The sequence below is a fragment of the Pseudomonas kulmbachensis genome (genome assembly GCF_963681935.1).
GTDB lineage: Bacteria > Pseudomonadota > Gammaproteobacteria > Pseudomonadales > Pseudomonadaceae > Aquipseudomonas > Aquipseudomonas kulmbachensis.
Genome location: NZ_OY817088.1, coordinates 3,276,389 through 3,291,323 on the forward strand (window position 1 = coordinate 3,276,389; position 14,935 = coordinate 3,291,323).

Here is a 14,935-nt window from a genome sequence, read left to right on the forward strand (position 1 = left end):
CGCCGTGAAAATCATATGAGCCTGAGATGGCTATTGAACCAGCCCCGCCTGAATCTTTCCCACCACCTCCTTCATCGCCGGTAAAAAGCGGCGAGCAGCTTCCTCCACCGGCATGGCCTTGGCGATATACACCAGATTCAGGCAACCCATCACCCGCTCCTGATACATCACCGGGATCGCTATCGCAGCGATTTTGCGCTCCTCGCCCCAGTGCGAGTTGTTTTCCCCATAGCCCTTGTTGCGCGTGTGCTCCACCAACCGTTCGACAAATCGGCGATCCGCCGCCAGCGCCGATTGCGAGTCGTCACGACTGATCATCAGCTCGATCAACTCCTCCCGCTCGGCAGGCGGACAAAATGCGAAGTAGGCTCGCCCGGTCGCCGTCATCAGTAACGGCAAGCGGCGCCCCACCATCGAACGATGAAATGACAGGCGACTGAATCGGTGAGTGGTTTCGCGTATCACCATGGCATCGCCATCCAGGGTGCACAGGTCGGTAGGCCAGGCCACTTGCTGGAGCAACTGGCCCAACAAGGGCGCGGCAATTGAAGAAATCCACTGTTCATCGCGAAAGCCTTCACTGAGCTCGCGCACCTTGAGCGTCAGCCGGTAGCTGTCATCAGACTCGCTGCGCCGCACATAACCTTCGGCCTGCAGAGTTTCGAGCAAACGACGCACTGTGGTGCGATGCAGGCCACTGTGTTCAGCCAGTTGTGCGGTGCTGGCACCGCCATCGAAACGGTTGAGACCGTTGATCAGCAACAGCCCGCGCATCAAGCCGCGCACGGCCTTATATTCGGTTTCGCTCATGTCATTTCCATTATTTTTATAGGTAAATCAACGATGTGCACTATGTGCACACTAGCAAGGGTTGTCGTTGTTCACCAGCCTCGTGATTTCCATACTGCGCCCAACAAGAAATCCAAAAAAGCGCTGTACGGAGATACCCATGAGTTCTGCTCACACTGCTTCACCTCTGGACCTGAGCACCGATGTCGCGATTGTCGGTGCCGGCCCGGTCGGACTGATGATCGCCAACTACCTGGGCCAATGTGGTGTGAACGTCACCCTGGTGGAAAAACTCGACAGCCTGATCGACTACCCCCGCGCTATCGGCCTGGATGACGAAAGCCTGCGTACCTTCCAGGCAGTCGGCCTTGCCGATAACGTGCTGCCGCACACTACGCCCTGGCATGCGATGCGTTTTATGACGCCCAAGGGTCGCTGCTTTGCCGATATCCAGCCCAAGACCGATGAGTTCGGCTGGTCCCGCCGTAATGCCTTTATCCAGCCGTTGGCAGACCGCGTGCTGTTCGAAGGCCTGGCCCGCTTTGACAACGTCAAGGTGCTGTTCGGCCGCGAACTCGAAGGCTTCGAGCAAAGCGACAGCGGCGTGCAACTAAGCCTGAAAAACGCCGAAGGTCGCAGCGAGCGCTTGCAGGCCAAATACCTGATCGGCTGCGACGGCGGCAACAGCCTGGTACGCCGCAGCCTGGATATCAGTTTTGAAGGCAAGACCGCGCCCAATCAGTGGATCGTGGTGGATATCGCCAACGACCCGCTCAGTACGCCCCATGTGTACCTGTGCTGCGACCCGGTGCGGCCCTACGTATCGGCCGCCCTGCCCCACGGCGTGCGCCGCTTCGAGTTTATGGTGATGCCCGGCGAAACCGAGGCCGAGCTGAGCAAGCCCGAAAACATGCGCAAGCTGCTGGCCAAGGTGCTGCCGGACCCGGACCGCATCGAGCTGATCCGCAGCCGCGTCTATACCCATAACGCACGCCTCGCCGGACGCTTTCGTCAGGGTCGGGTACTGCTGGCCGGGGATGCCGCACATATCATGCCGGTCTGGCAGGGCCAGGGTTACAACAGCGGCATGCGCGATGCCTCCAACCTGGCCTGGAAGCTGTCGCTGGTGATCAAGGGTCTGGCCAGCGACCGCTTGCTCGACAGCTATGAGCTGGAACGCCGCGACCACGCCAAGGCGATGATCGACCTATCCGTTCTGGCTGGCCATGTACTGGCGCCGCCCAAGCGCTGGCAGGGCACTCTGCGTGATGGCGTGTCGTGGCTGCTCAACTATGTGCCACCGGTCAAACGCTACTTCGTCGAAATGCGCTTCAAGCCCATGCCGCAATACACCCGCGGTGCCCTGATCGTGCCAAGCGAAAAAGGCTCGCCGGTGGGCAAGATGTTTATTCAGCCCAAGGTACTGACCGACACCGGCACCACCGTTCTACTCGATGAAGTGATCGGCGAGAACTTCGCCATTATCGCCTGGGGTTGCGACCCCACCTGGGGCCTGACGCCAGCTCAGATTGCGCAATGGAAAACCCTGGGCACGCGGTTTATTCAAGTGCTGCCGGACGTCCAGCTCAGGGCTCCGAGCGACGCCGGCAACGACGTGATTCGCATCGGCGACAGCAGTGGCCGCCTGCGCGAGTGGTTCGCTCGCGGTTCATCGTCCATCGCCCTGCTGCGCCCTGATCGCTTTCTCGCCGGGTTGGCCACACCACAAACCCTTGGCAAAGCCTGCAATGAACTGGCCCTGGCACTCAACGCACAGACGCAAGCCAGCGTGACGTCAATCGTCAGCAAGGTGGCCTGAAATGAGCGCATATCTGCACTGCCTGTCACATACGCCGCTGGTGGGCTACGTCGACCCGGCACCTGAAGTGCTGGCCGAAGTGGACAGCATGATCAGCGATGCCCGCGAGCGTATTGCCCGTTTCGATCCGCAACTGATCGTGCTCCTGGGACCCGATCACTACAACGGCTTTTTCTACGACGTAATGCCGCCCTTTTGCATTGGCATGGCCGCCGATGCCATCGGTGATTTCGACACGGCAGCCGGCCCCCTCGACGTACCTAAAGCGCTGGCAGAAGCCTGCGCCCAAGCCGTCATGGATGCCGGAATAGACACCGCCGTGTCCTATCGAATGCAGGTTGACCACGCCTTTGCCCAACCGCTGGAACTGTTGCTGGGCGGATTGTGCACCTGCCCCGTGATTCCGGTATTCATCAATTCGGTGGCAGTGCCCCTGCCCGGCTTCAAGCGTGCGCGCTTGCTGGGTGAGGCCATCGGCCAATGGGCCAAATCACTGGACCTGCGCGTGCTGTTTCTCGCGTCCGGAGGCCTGTCACATCAGCCCCCGGTGCCAGAGCTGGCCAAGGCCGATGCACGCATGGCAGACCGCCTGATGGGCAGCGGCCGCCAGTTACCGGCCGATGAGCGCGAGGCTCGCCAGCAGCGGGTGATCCAGGCCGCACGGCACTTTGTCGAAGACCAGAACAGCCTGCATCCGCTCAACCCGGTATGGGACCAACAGTTTCTCGACACCCTGGAACAGGGCCGCCTGAGCGACCTCGACGCCCTGGGCAATGACGAGCTGTCGGCGCTGGCCGGCAAGTCGACCCACGAGGTGAAAACCTGGGTCGCCGCCTTCGCCGCCCTGTCCGCCTTCGGCCCTTACCAAACCGAAGGCCGCTACTACCGCCCGATTCCCGAGTGGATCGCAGGCTTCGGCGCCCTTGGCGCGCAGCCGCTGAACAACACCCTTTGAATTCAAGGAACACTGCCATGACTACCACTGCCAGCGTATTCACTGAAGCCTCGACCAGCCGCTTTGCCCGTATCAAGGAAGGCGGCCTGGACCTGCAATTGCACTACAACGACGTCGGCCAAGGTGCAGAGACTGTGGTCATGCTCCACGGCTCCGGGCCCGGCGCCAGCGGCTGGGCCAACTTCCACCGCAACATCGAACCGTTGGTGACAGCCGGTTACCGGGTGATCCTGCTCGACTGCCCGGGCTGGAGCAAAAGCGACCCGGTGGTCAGCGAAGGTTCGCGCTCCAACCTCAATGCGTCGGCGCTCAAGGGGCTGCTCGATGTGCTGGACCTAGACCGGGTGCACATCATCGGCAACTCGATGGGTGCCCACAGCACCGTAGCCTTCGCTCTGGAAAACCCGGAGCGCATCGGCAAACTGATCCTCATGGGCGGCGGCACCGGCGGCCCGAGCGCGTTTGTGCCCCAGCCCACCGAAGGCATCAAGCTGATCGGTGCGCTGTACCGCGAGCCGACTATTGAAAACCTGAAAAAGATGATGAACGTCTTCGTTTTCGACGCCAGCAGCCTGACCGAAGAACTGTTCCAGACCCGCCTGGATAACCTCCTGGCGTGCCGCGACCATCTGGAAAATTTCGTTAAAAGCAGCACCCTCAATCCCAAGCAGTTCCCCGACTTCAGCCATCGCCTGCACGAAATCAGCGCAGAAACCCTGCTGGTGTGGGGTCGCGAAGACCGCTTTGTGCCGATGGACACCGGCTTGCGTCTGCTGGCCGGACTGCCTAAAGCGCAGTTGCACGTGTTCAACCGCTGCGGCCACTGGGCGCAGTGGGAGCACGCCGACACCTTCAACCGCATGGTGCTGGACTTCCTGACCCACTGATGACCGAGACCGCCATGAACCCGACTCCAGAGACACTGGCCCAACTGGCCGCCGATTTGCGTCACGCCGAAACTCACGGCAACGCCATCGCACCGCTGCGCGAGCTGATCGGTGAAGACAACGCGACAGCCGCCTACACCATCCAGCAGCTCAATGTCGCCCACGGCATCGCCAATGGACGCCGGGTAGTGGGCCGAAAAATCGGCCTGACCAACCCCAAGGTTCAGGCGCAACTAGGCGTGGACCAACCGGACTTCGGCACCCTGTTCGCGGACATGTGCTACGGCGACAACCAGACCGTGCCCATCGAGCGCGTGCTGCAACCCAAGATCGAGGCTGAAATCGCCTTGATCCTCAAACATGACCTGCCCCACCCCGACACCACCTTCGACGAAGTCATGAGCGCCACCGGCTGGGTGGTCCCGGCCCTGGAAATCGTCGGCAGCCGCGTGCAGCAGTGGAACATCCGCTTTGTCGATACGGTAGCCGACAACGCCTCCAGTGGCTGCTACGTACTCGGCGGCCCGGCCCGCAGCCTCGAGGGGCTGGACTTGCGCAATGCGGGCATGCGCATGACCCGCAATGGTGAAGAGGTTTCCAGTGGCAGCGGCGCGCAATGCCTGGGCCATCCGCTCAATGCGGCCGTGTGGCTGGCTTGCACCATGGCGCGTCTGGGCAATCCGCTGCAAGCGGGCGACATCATCCTGACAGGCGCACTGGGGCCAATGGTGGCCGTGGCCGCCGGTGATCGTTTCGACGCGCATATCGAAGGCATCGGCAGTGTCGGTGTGGACTTCTCGCAACACAGCAGCGCCGAGTAATCGGCGACTTGCGTGCATATGAGGCAACAATAATGAACAAGAAACTCAAGGTCGCCATCATCGGCTCCGGCAATATCGGCACCGACCTGATGATTAAAATCCTGCGCAATGCCAAGCACCTGGAAATGGGCGCCATGGTCGGTATCGATCCGGCCTCCGACGGTCTGGCCCGCGCTGCCCGCATGGGTGTTGCGATCACCCACGAAGGGGTTGAAGGCCTGACGCGCATGGACGTGTTCAAGGACATCGACTTCGTGTTCGATGCCACCTCCGCCGGCGCCCATGTCAAGAACGACGCCTTTCTGCGCGGCATCAAACCCGGTATCCGCCTGATCGACCTCACGCCTGCGGCCATTGGCCCGTACTGCGTGCCAGTGGTCAATCTGGAACAGAACCTCGACCAGCTAAACGTCAATATGGTCACGTGCGGCGGGCAGGCGACCATCCCGATGGTCGCCGCCGTGTCCCGTGTGGTCAAAGTGCATTACGCCGAAATCGTCGCTTCGATTGCCAGCAAATCTGCCGGTCCCGGCACCCGCGCCAATATCGACGAGTTCACCGAAACCACCTCCAGGGCCATCGAAGTGATTGGCGGTGCAACCAAGGGCAAGGCGATCATCGTGATGAATCCGGCAGAGCCGCCGTTGATGATGCGCGACACTGTTTTTGTGCTAAGCGAGGCCGCAGACCAGGCACTGGTCGAGGCATCCATCGTTGAAATGGCCGCAGCGGTGCAAGCCTATGTGCCGGGCTATCGCCTCAAGCAAAACGTGCAATTCGACGTAATCCCTGAAGACGCACCGCTGACTATTCCCGGACTAGGCAGGTTTTCTGGCCTCAAGACTTCGGTGTTTCTTGAAGTCGAAGGCGCCGCCCACTACCTGCCGGCCTACGCCGGAAATCTCGACATCATGACCTCCGCGGCCTTGGCCACCGCCGAGCGCATGGCGCTGTCGATGCTCAACGCCTGAGGGGAAAACCATGAACGGTAAAAAGATCTATATCAGCGACGTAACCCTACGCGACGGCAGCCACGCGGTGCGCCATCAGTACTCGTTGCAGAACGTGCAGGATATCGCCCGCGCCCTGGACAAGGCCCGTGTCGACGCCATCGAAGTAGCCCACGGTGATGGACTGCAGGGTTCGAGCTTCAACTATGGCTTTGCCTCGCACACCGATCTGGAGTGGATCGAAGCGGCGGCGGATGTAATCAGCCACGCCAAAATCACCACCTTGCTGTTGCCCGGCATCGGCACGGTTCACGACCTCAAGGCCGCGTACAACGCCGGTGCCCGGGTGGTGCGCATCGCCACCCATTGCACCGAAGCCGATGTATCGAAGCAGCACATCGAATACGCCCGTGAACTGGGCATGGACACCGTGGGCTTTCTGATGATGAGCCACATGATCCCGGCCGAGCAGTTGGCCGCACAGGCCAAGCTGATGGAGAGCTACGGCGCCACTTGCGTGTACATGGCCGACTCCGGCGGCGCCATGAACATGCAGGATATCCGCGACCGCTTCCGCGCGTTCAAGGCGGTGCTCAAGCCTGAGACCGAAACCGGCATGCATGCCCACCACAACCTGTCGCTGGGCGTGGCCAACTCGATTACGGCGGTTGAAGAAGGCTGCGACCGGATCGACGCCAGCCTCGCGGGCATGGGTGCCGGGGCCGGCAATGCCCCGCTGGAAGTGTTTATCGCCGCCGCCGAGCGCCTGGGCTGGAACCACGGCACGGACCTTTACACGCTGATGGATGCAGCGGATGACATCGTCCGACCGTTGCAGGATCGCCCGGTACGGGTCGACCGCGAAACCCTGGCGCTGGGTTATGCCGGGGTGTATTCGAGCTTTTTGCGCCATGCCGAAATCGCTGCGGCCAAGTACGGGCTCAAGACGCTGGACATCCTGGTGGAGCTTGGCAAACGGCGGATGGTGGGCGGCCAGGAAGACATGATCGTCGACGTGGCGCTGGACCTGCTTAAACGCTAAAGCCCTCCTTGCCCCCTTGTGGGAGCGGGCTTGCTCGCGATGCTGGCAACGCGGTGTACCTGACGAACCGCATTGATCCAATCGCGAGCAAACCCGCTCCCACAGAAACAGGGGTTAACGCAGCTTCATCCATAACAACAATAAAACGGGTACAGCCCATGACTTCACTCAATCTGCAAATGGCCCGCACTATCGGCCTGTGCTTCCTCGTGGCACTGATGGAGGGCCTTGATCTACAGGCCGCAGGGATCGCTGCTCAAGGCATGGCTGCCGCGTTCGAACTGGATAAATTACACATGAGCTGGGTCTTCAGCGCCGGGATTTTCGGCCTGTTGCCCGGTGCCTTCGCGGGTGGATGGCTGGCTGACCGCATTGGCCGCAAGCGCGTACTGATGGCTTCGGTGGTGCTGTTCGGGGTGTTTTCCCTGGCCACGGCGCTGGCCTGGGACTTCAACAGCCTATTGGTCGCCCGTTGCCTGACGGGCGTTGGACTGGGCGCGGCACTACCCAACCTGATTGCCCTCACCAGCGAAGTGGCTGGCCCGCGTTTGCGCGGTACGGCGGTAAGCCTGATGTATTGCGGCGTGCCTTTGGGCGCTGCGCTGGCCGCCATGATCGGCATCGCCGACCTGGTCGGTGGCTGGCAAGTGGTGTTCTACGTCGGCGGTGTGGTGCCGCTGCTGATCGTGCCGCTGCTGGGGTTCTACCTTCCAGAGTCGCAGCAGTTTCGCAAGGTTCAGGGCGAGGCGCCTGTCGGTGTGGTTCAGGGCCTGTTTCGCGATGGCGCGGCACTGCCGACTGCGCTGATCTGGGTCAGCTATTTCTTCACCCTGATGGTGGTCTACATTCTGATCAACTGGCTGCCCAGCCTGGTGATCGGCCAGGGTTTCACCGGGCGTCAAGCCAGCTGGGTGATGCTCGCCCTGCAAATTGGCGCAGCGGCCGGCACTCTGTTTCTGGGTTGGGTCATGGACCGCCTGCCCGCCTGGGCCCTGTCGGCGCTCATCTATATAGGCATCCTCGTGTCACTGACCGCCCTCGGGTTGGCCAGTCATTTGCCGAGGATGCTGGCAGCGGGCTTTATCGCCGGTTTCTTTGCCACCGGTGGCCAATGCGTGCTCTACGCCCTGGCGCCACATTTCTATCGTCCCTCCATACGCGCCACGGGCGTGGGCAGCGCGGTGGCAATCGGTCGCCTCGGTGCCATGAGCGGCCCATTGGTGGCCGGCAAAATGCTCGCGCTGGGCACCGGCACCGCCGGGGTGATGCTGGCGTCGGCGCCGGGCATCGTGATCGCGGCCGTGGCCATGTTTTACCTGTCGGTGCGGCGCAACGCAGCAGCGCCGGACTGACAACCTGCGCGTCGAAAGGCGCGCAGAGCTCCACCCCCAATAACAATAAAAGTGAACCCGCCATGCTCAAGACTGTTCTTCGGGCGCTCAGCGCCTGCACCTGCGTTTTATCCATGGGCCCCGCCCTGGCCAGCGGTTTTATCGATGACAGCCACGCTGATCTGGTGATGCGCAACTATTACTTTGATCGCAACTACGTCAATGCAACGCCCCAGGCTGCTGCCCGGGAATGGGCACAGGGGTTTATCCTCAACTTGCGCTCGGGCTACACCGAAGGCCCGGTCGGGTTCGGCCTGGACGCCCAAGGCTTGCTCGGCGTGCGCCTGGACTCCTCACGCGCACGCACCGGCACCGGCCTGCTGCCCTACAACGCTACCACCCGCGAACCTGCCGATGAGTACTCGGAGCTGGGGCTGACAGCCAAGGTCCGCGCCTCCAAAAGCGAGCTGCAACTAGGCACCATCAGCACCTTTTTACCGATCGCCTTCGCCAGCCCTACCCGCTTGCTGCCGCAGACGTTTCGCGGCGCGTACCTGAAGTCTCAGGAAATTGAGCAGTTGACGCTGCATGTCGGCTGGCTGGACCGCATCAACCTGCGTGACTCTACCGACTACCAGAAAATGTCGGTCGGCTCGCCCAATGGCCGCTTTAATGGCGCGGCCGAGTCCAACCGTTTCATGTTCATCGGCGGCGACTATGCCTGGTCACCGCACCTGACTCTCAAGTACTACCACGCTGAACTCGCGCAGTTGTACCGCAAGGATTTTTACGGCCTCGTCGATAATCGCCCGGTGGGCCCCGGCAGCCTGAAAAGCGATTTTCGTCTATTTGTCACCGGCGAGGACGGGGCAGCCAAGGCCGGAACGGTGGACAACCGCAATGCGGCGCTGATGCTGACCTACAGCCTGGGCGCCCACAAATTCGGCGCCGGCTACATGCAACTGACCGGCAAGACCGGCATGCCGTATCTGTTTGGTACCGAACCGCTGGTGATTACCGAAGGCACCCTGAGTTCGGAGTTCCTAAACCCCAAGGAACGCAGCTGGCAGGTGCGCTACGACTACAATTTCGCTGCAACGGGGGCGCCGGGACTCAACGGCATGCTGCGCTACGTAAGTGGCGACAATATCGAGCTGGCCCGATTCGGCGGCTCGAACCTGAGCGAGAGCGAAAAGGATATCGAGGTCTCGTATGTGCTGCAGAGCGGACCGCTCAAGGACCTCTCGCTGCGGTTGCGCAACGCCTGGTACCGCAACGACTTCACAGCACAGGCCAGCCACCGGGATGACAACGAACTGCGGGTCAATATCGATTACACCTGGAAGCTCTGGTGACGATTTACGACAACAAATGCGACATGGGCTGGCTGAGCAGGCAGGACATTCGATAAGCTCTGCGGCCTCCCATCAGCCACCAGCGGTAAGTCCATGATTGAAGTGACCGAGGTTTCCATAGCCCAATTGCGCGCGGCGCTTGAATCTGGCCAAACCACGGCGGTCGAGCTGGTGCAGGCCTATCTCGCACGGATCGATGCCTACGACACCCCGGACACTCCCACCGCGCTGAATGCGGTGGTGGTGCGCAACCCGCAGGTGCTGATCGAGGCGCAGGCTTCCGATGCCCGCCGGGCCAAGGGCCAGACCCTGGGCCCACTGGATGGCATTCCCTACACCGCCAAGGACAGTTACCTGGTCAAGGGCCTGACCGCAGCCTCGGGCAGCCCCGCCTTCAAGGACCTGATCGCTTATCGTGACGCGTTCACCATCGAACGCCTGCGCGGCGCCGGCGCCATCTGCCTGGGCAAGACCAATATGCCGCCCATGGCTAACGGCGGCATGCAGCGCGGGGTTTATGGCCGCGCCGAAAGCCCGTACAACGCCGACTATCTGACGGCCCCCTTCGCTTCCGGCTCCTCCAACGGTGCAGGTACGGCCACGGCGGCCAGCTTCTCGGCGTTCGGCCTGGCCGAAGAAACCTGGTCGAGCGGACGCGGTCCCGCTTCCAACAACGGTTTGTGTGCCTACACACCTTCTCGCGGAGTGATCTCGGTACGCGGTAACTGGCCGCTGACACCGACCATGGACGTGGTGGTGCCGTTTGCCAGAACCATGGCCGACCTGCTGGAAGTGCTCGATGTGGTGGTGGCTGAAGACCCGGACACCCGTGGTGATCTGTGGCGCCTGCAACCCTGGGTGCCGATCCCGAGTGTTGCCTCGGTGCGCCCGGCTTCGTATGCAGAACTTGCCGTTAAAGGCGACGCACTGGCAGGCAAGCGCTTTGGCGTGCCGCGCATGTTCATCAATGCCGACCCTGAAGCGGGCACGGCCGAAGCACCGGGCATCGGCGGTCCGACCGGGCAACGCATCATCACCCGCGCCTCGGTGATCGACCTGTGGCAAGCCGCACGTCAAGCCATCGAAGCCCAAGGCGGCGAAGTGATCGAAGTCGACTTCCCGCTGGTATCCAACTGCGAGGGTGATCGCCCGGGCGCGCCGACGGTGTATAACCGTGGGCTGGTGTCGAAAGCGTTTTTGCATGATGAGCTTTGGGAGCTGTCGGGCTGGGCGTTTGATGACTTCCTGCGCGCCAACGGCGACCCAAAACTGAATCGCTTGGCCGACGTTGATGGCTCGCTGATTTTTCCACACGACCCAGGCACCCTGCCCAATCGTGAAGATGAGTTGGCCGCGGGCATGGACGAATACGTACGCATGGCCCAGCGCACAATCACGCCGTGGGACCAGATCAGCACCGTCCCGGACGGCCTGCGCGGCCTTGAGCAAACGCGACGCATCGACCTGGAAGACTGGATGGACCGCTTGGGTCTCGATGCCGTGCTGTTCCCGACCGTCGCCGATGTTGGCCCAGCGGATGCAGATGTGAATCCTGCCTCTGCGGATATCGCCTGGAGCAACGGTGTATGGGTGGCCAACGGCAACCTCGCCATCCGCCATTTGGGCGTACCAACCGTTACGGTACCAATGGGCGTGATGGCCGATATCGGCATGCCGGTGGGGCTGACCTTTGCCGGCCGTGCCTATGACGACTCGGCCTTGCTGCGCTTTGCTTCGGCATTCGAGGCCACGGGATCCAAGCGATTGGTTCCGCCGCGTACGCCACCGCTGTCAGGTTGCTGAGCGGAATACAGGGCCAGGGTGGGGGTTGTTTTCCCCACTGACTATCGAGATTTTTCGCACAGGTGAGCCCTTTGATCCGGCCAAGCTGTTTAGCGAGAAACACTTCGCTAATGCTTGACCCGGAACAGAGTATCTACAGAGATACTTCAAGCGTGGGAGCGAGCCTGCTCGCGAAGATCATTCGCGAGCAGGCTCGCTCCCACTGGGCTTGACCCGGAACAGAGTATCTACAGGAAATTTACCGTCCTTCCCGTTTTCAGCCCTTGGCCGCCATCGCCGTTACTTCCACGCGCATGCCCTCAACCGCCAACGCCGCCACACCCACGGCAGCACGAACCGGCCACGGCTTGGCGAAAAAGCGTTTGTACACCTCGTTGAATGCCGCACGATCCGCCATGTCAGTCAGGTAAATAGTCAGGTGGAGCACCCGATCCATCGAGCTGCCAGCTTTCTCCAGCGCCAACTTGAGTGCCTGCAGGGTGCACTCGCTCTGCTCGACAATCCCGCCCAGTTCCAGACTACCGTCCGCGCGGGTCGGGATCTGCGTCGAAACCAGCAAACCGCCGAAACCGGCAACATCAGACGAGATGGATTCAGCATCAGGATCAGGGATGTAGGTAATGTCCTGTTGAGTCATAAGGATCTCTTGCTAGAAGTAAAAAACATATTCTCCAACCTCCGCCCGTGCCTTGCGCGGTTTTTTTCACGCTGCTAGGGTGCGCTGAAACAATAAGTATAAATTTCGCCCTGAGCGAGGAAGCAAACCATGCAGATTCAATCCCACAACACTGCGGACGTGGATCAGCAACTGGTGATTGCCGGCTGGCAGGAACACTACCAACAAATGTCGGCTGGTTACTTCCAGGGCAAGGTGGTGCACCTGCAACTCAACGGCATCGAAGTGTACGAAGAGCAGATGAACACCCGTATCGAGCAGCATTTTCAAGCACCCGCGGCGTCCCTGGTGTTCAGTTTTGACACGCAAAACGGCTCGTTGTACCTGCTCAACGAAGAAACCCAAAACACCTGGATCACACCGGAGAACTACAAGGAAGTGGCAGTGGTGATCGGGCCGCAGTATCTCAAGCAACTCGATTGCCTGAATCTGAACACACTCGATGGCCTGTTCCTCACGCCATTGGTGTCCCAGCACAGCCGGATTTTTGGCCGCTGGCTAAGCAACACCCTGCAGCAATTGGCCGCGGATGATTCGCCACCCCCCGATGAAGGTCTGGCACAGCAACTGGTCGACGATTGCCTGTATATCCTCGACTGTCCGCGCCAGACACTCGACTACGCCCACCAAAAACACCTGGCCCATGACCGCCGCCTGATCCGGCGTGTGTTCGATCTGGTCATGACCGCCCCGCAAGAGCACTTCAACGTACTGCAACTGGCCAATGCTGCAGGGGTTTCGGTGCGTCAGTTGCAACACAGCTTCACCTCTTTCACCGGCGTCTCGCCCAGCCAGTGGCAACGCTTGCGGCGACTGAATTTTGCCCGCCGCGACTTGCTGCGCATGTCCCCCGCCGAAACCACCGTGGCCGAAATCGCCATGCGCTGGTCGTTCTGGCACCTGGGCCGCTTCTCGCAGACCTATAACAGCCTGTTCGGCGAACTACCCAGTTGCACCCTCCTGCGCACCCGCTAGCGCACCAAAACAGGGCGCACATTAAAACGCAAATCGGATAGAAGCCCGCCGTCTCACGATTGCACTATCACCTCGCAACACGGAACTGAGCAGCCAGGGGGCGCTCAGGCATTTCCCTGCAAGAGGCGTTATGAAAGGCAATCTGGATCGGCTGAGCCACTGGCTCAAAGAAAACAAAATCACTGAAGTCGAGTGCCTGATCTCTGATCTGAGCGGCATCGCTCGGGGCAAAATCTCACCCACCAACAAATTCCTCAACGAGCAAGGCATGCGCCTGCCGGAGAGCGTCTTGTTGCAGACCGTGACCGGCGACTATGTAGATGACGATATCTACTACGAGTTGCTGGATGCCGCGGATATCGACATGCACTGCCGCCCTGATCAGGACGCGGTGTTTATCGTGCCTTGGGCAAGCGAACCCACCGCACAGGTGATCCACGACACCTATGACAAGCAAGGCAATGCCATTGAACTGTCGCCGCGCAACCTGCTGAAAAAGGTTCTGAGCCTGTACACGGCGCGTGGCTGGAAGCCGATTGTTGCGCCTGAAATGGAGTTCTACCTGACCCAGCGCAGCCCCGATCCTGACTATCCGTTGAAGCCGCCGGTTGGCCGCTCCGGGCGCCAGGAAACCGGACGCCAGTCGTACTCGATCGAGGCGACCAACGAGTTCGACCCGCTGTTTGAAGACATGTACGACTGGAGCGAAGCCCAGGGTCTGGATCTGGACACTCTGATCCATGAGGAAGGCACGGCGCAGATGGAGATCAATTTCCGTCACGGCGCGGCGCTGTCACTGGCTGACCAGATCATTATTTTCAAGCGCACCATGCGCGAAGCCGCGCTCAAACATGACGTCAGCGCGACCTTTATGGCCAAGCCAATGACGGGCGAACCCGGCAGCGCGATGCACGTCCATCAGAGCGTGGTTGACCTGGAGACCGGCGAATCGGTGTTCTCCAACCCCGATGGCAGCATGAGCGAGCTGTTTATGCACCACATCGGCGGCCTGCAAAAGTACATCCCCGAAACCTTGCCGCTGTTCGCCCCTAACGTGAATTCGTTTCGCCGCTTCCTCCCCGACACCTCTGCGCCGGTGAACGTTGAATGGGGCGAAGAAAACCGCACCGTTGGCCTGCGCGTGCCGGACTCCGACCCGCAAAACCGTCGGGTTGAAAACCGACTGGCCGGCGCCGATGCCAACCCTTACCTGGCCCTGGCCGCCAGCCTGCTCTGCGGCTACGCCGGGATGGTCGAGGGCGTAGAGCCGAGCGCAGCCGTGGTTGGCCGTGGCTACGAGCGCCGTAACCTGCGCCTGCCACTGACCCTGGAAGCCGCGCTGGAATGCATGGAGCAGTCGGACATGGCCAAAAAATACCTGGGTGAGCGTTTTACCAAAGGTTTTGTGGCGGTCAAGCGGGTCGAACACGAGAACTACAAGCAGGTGATCAGCTCCTGGGAACGCGAGTTCCTGCTGTTTAGCGTGTAGCTCCAAACGCACTCCAAAATGGACTCACAGAAAGGACATGTGG

Annotated in this window: 13 protein-coding genes; 11 read left to right on the plus strand and 2 right to left on the minus strand. The window is 61.0% G+C overall.

Annotation, left to right across the window (positions count from 1 at the left end; all coding sequences use genetic code 11):
• Nucleotides 1-30 precede the first annotated feature (30 nt).
• Complete coding sequence (locus tag U5A05_RS14985) at nucleotides 31-810, minus strand: DNA-binding transcriptional regulator (RefSeq protein ID WP_321833696.1); 780 nt, start codon at nucleotides 808-810, stop codon at nucleotides 31-33.
• A gap of 139 nt (nucleotides 811-949) precedes the next feature.
• On the opposite strand from U5A05_RS14985, the gene U5A05_RS14990 reads away from it, so the two are divergent.
• The 9 genes from U5A05_RS14990 to U5A05_RS15030 all read left to right on the plus strand — a co-directional run bounded on the left by U5A05_RS14990 (nucleotide 950) and on the right by U5A05_RS15030 (nucleotide 11,752).
• Nucleotides 950-2,608: a bifunctional 3-(3-hydroxy-phenyl)propionate/3-hydroxycinnamic acid hydroxylase gene (locus U5A05_RS14990; protein WP_321833697.1), complete on the plus strand. Its 1,659-nt coding sequence runs from the start codon at nucleotides 950-952 to the stop codon at nucleotides 2,606-2,608.
• 1 nt (nucleotide 2,609) lies between these two features.
• Nucleotides 2,610-3,563, plus strand: a complete 954-nt coding sequence (gene mhpB, locus U5A05_RS14995; RefSeq protein ID WP_261738685.1) for a 3-carboxyethylcatechol 2,3-dioxygenase — start codon at nucleotides 2,610-2,612, stop codon at nucleotides 3,561-3,563.
• A gap of 17 nt (nucleotides 3,564-3,580) precedes the next feature.
• A complete protein-coding gene (locus U5A05_RS15000) occupies nucleotides 3,581-4,450 on the plus strand; it encodes an alpha/beta fold hydrolase (protein ID WP_321833698.1) in 870 nt (289 codons plus the stop codon).
• Nucleotides 4,451-4,464: 14 nt separating this feature from the next.
• Nucleotides 4,465-5,271 (plus strand): 2-keto-4-pentenoate hydratase, encoded by an 807-nt coding sequence (gene mhpD, locus U5A05_RS15005; RefSeq protein ID WP_321836520.1) that lies wholly within the window; start codon nucleotides 4,465-4,467, stop codon nucleotides 5,269-5,271.
• A gap of 32 nt (nucleotides 5,272-5,303) precedes the next feature.
• Nucleotides 5,304-6,242, plus strand: a complete 939-nt coding sequence (locus U5A05_RS15010) for an acetaldehyde dehydrogenase (acetylating) (RefSeq protein ID WP_321833700.1) — start codon at nucleotides 5,304-5,306, stop codon at nucleotides 6,240-6,242.
• Between the two features lie 10 nt (nucleotides 6,243-6,252).
• Nucleotides 6,253-7,263 carry a 4-hydroxy-2-oxovalerate aldolase gene (gene dmpG, locus U5A05_RS15015; protein WP_046808984.1) on the plus strand — a complete coding sequence of 337 codons (1,011 nt, stop codon included), beginning with the start codon at nucleotides 6,253-6,255 and terminating at the stop codon, nucleotides 7,261-7,263.
• Nucleotides 7,264-7,421: 158 nt separating this feature from the next.
• A complete protein-coding gene (gene mhpT / locus U5A05_RS15020) occupies nucleotides 7,422-8,615 on the plus strand; it encodes a 3-(3-hydroxy-phenyl)propionate transporter MhpT (protein ID WP_321833703.1) in 1,194 nt (397 codons plus the stop codon).
• Nucleotides 8,616-8,677: 62 nt separating this feature from the next.
• The gene (locus tag U5A05_RS15025; RefSeq protein ID WP_321833705.1) at nucleotides 8,678-9,949 is read left to right on the plus strand and encodes an OprD family porin; all 1,272 of its coding nucleotides are present in this window, start codon (nucleotides 8,678-8,680) and stop codon (nucleotides 9,947-9,949) included.
• Between the two features lie 93 nt (nucleotides 9,950-10,042).
• Nucleotides 10,043-11,752 carry an amidase gene (locus U5A05_RS15030; RefSeq protein ID WP_321833706.1) on the plus strand — a complete coding sequence of 570 codons (1,710 nt, stop codon included), beginning with the start codon at nucleotides 10,043-10,045 and terminating at the stop codon, nucleotides 11,750-11,752.
• 256 nt (nucleotides 11,753-12,008) lie between these two features.
• Here the strand turns inward: U5A05_RS15030 and U5A05_RS15035 are convergent, their stop codons facing one another.
• Nucleotides 12,009-12,389 (minus strand): RidA family protein, encoded by a 381-nt coding sequence (locus U5A05_RS15035; protein WP_321833707.1) that lies wholly within the window; start codon nucleotides 12,387-12,389, stop codon nucleotides 12,009-12,011.
• A 129-nt stretch (nucleotides 12,390-12,518) separates the two neighbouring features.
• Here U5A05_RS15035 and U5A05_RS15040 point away from each other — a divergent pair, with 129 nt between their 5' ends.
• Both U5A05_RS15040 and U5A05_RS15045 read left to right on the plus strand, forming a co-directional pair.
• On the plus strand, nucleotides 12,519-13,403 hold the full coding sequence (locus U5A05_RS15040) for a helix-turn-helix domain-containing protein (protein ID WP_261738692.1): 885 nt from the start codon (nucleotides 12,519-12,521) through the stop codon (nucleotides 13,401-13,403).
• A 130-nt stretch (nucleotides 13,404-13,533) separates the two neighbouring features.
• Nucleotides 13,534-14,892: a glutamine synthetase family protein gene (locus U5A05_RS15045; protein ID WP_261738693.1), complete on the plus strand. Its 1,359-nt coding sequence runs from the start codon at nucleotides 13,534-13,536 to the stop codon at nucleotides 14,890-14,892.
• Nucleotides 14,893-14,935 lie beyond the last annotated feature (43 nt).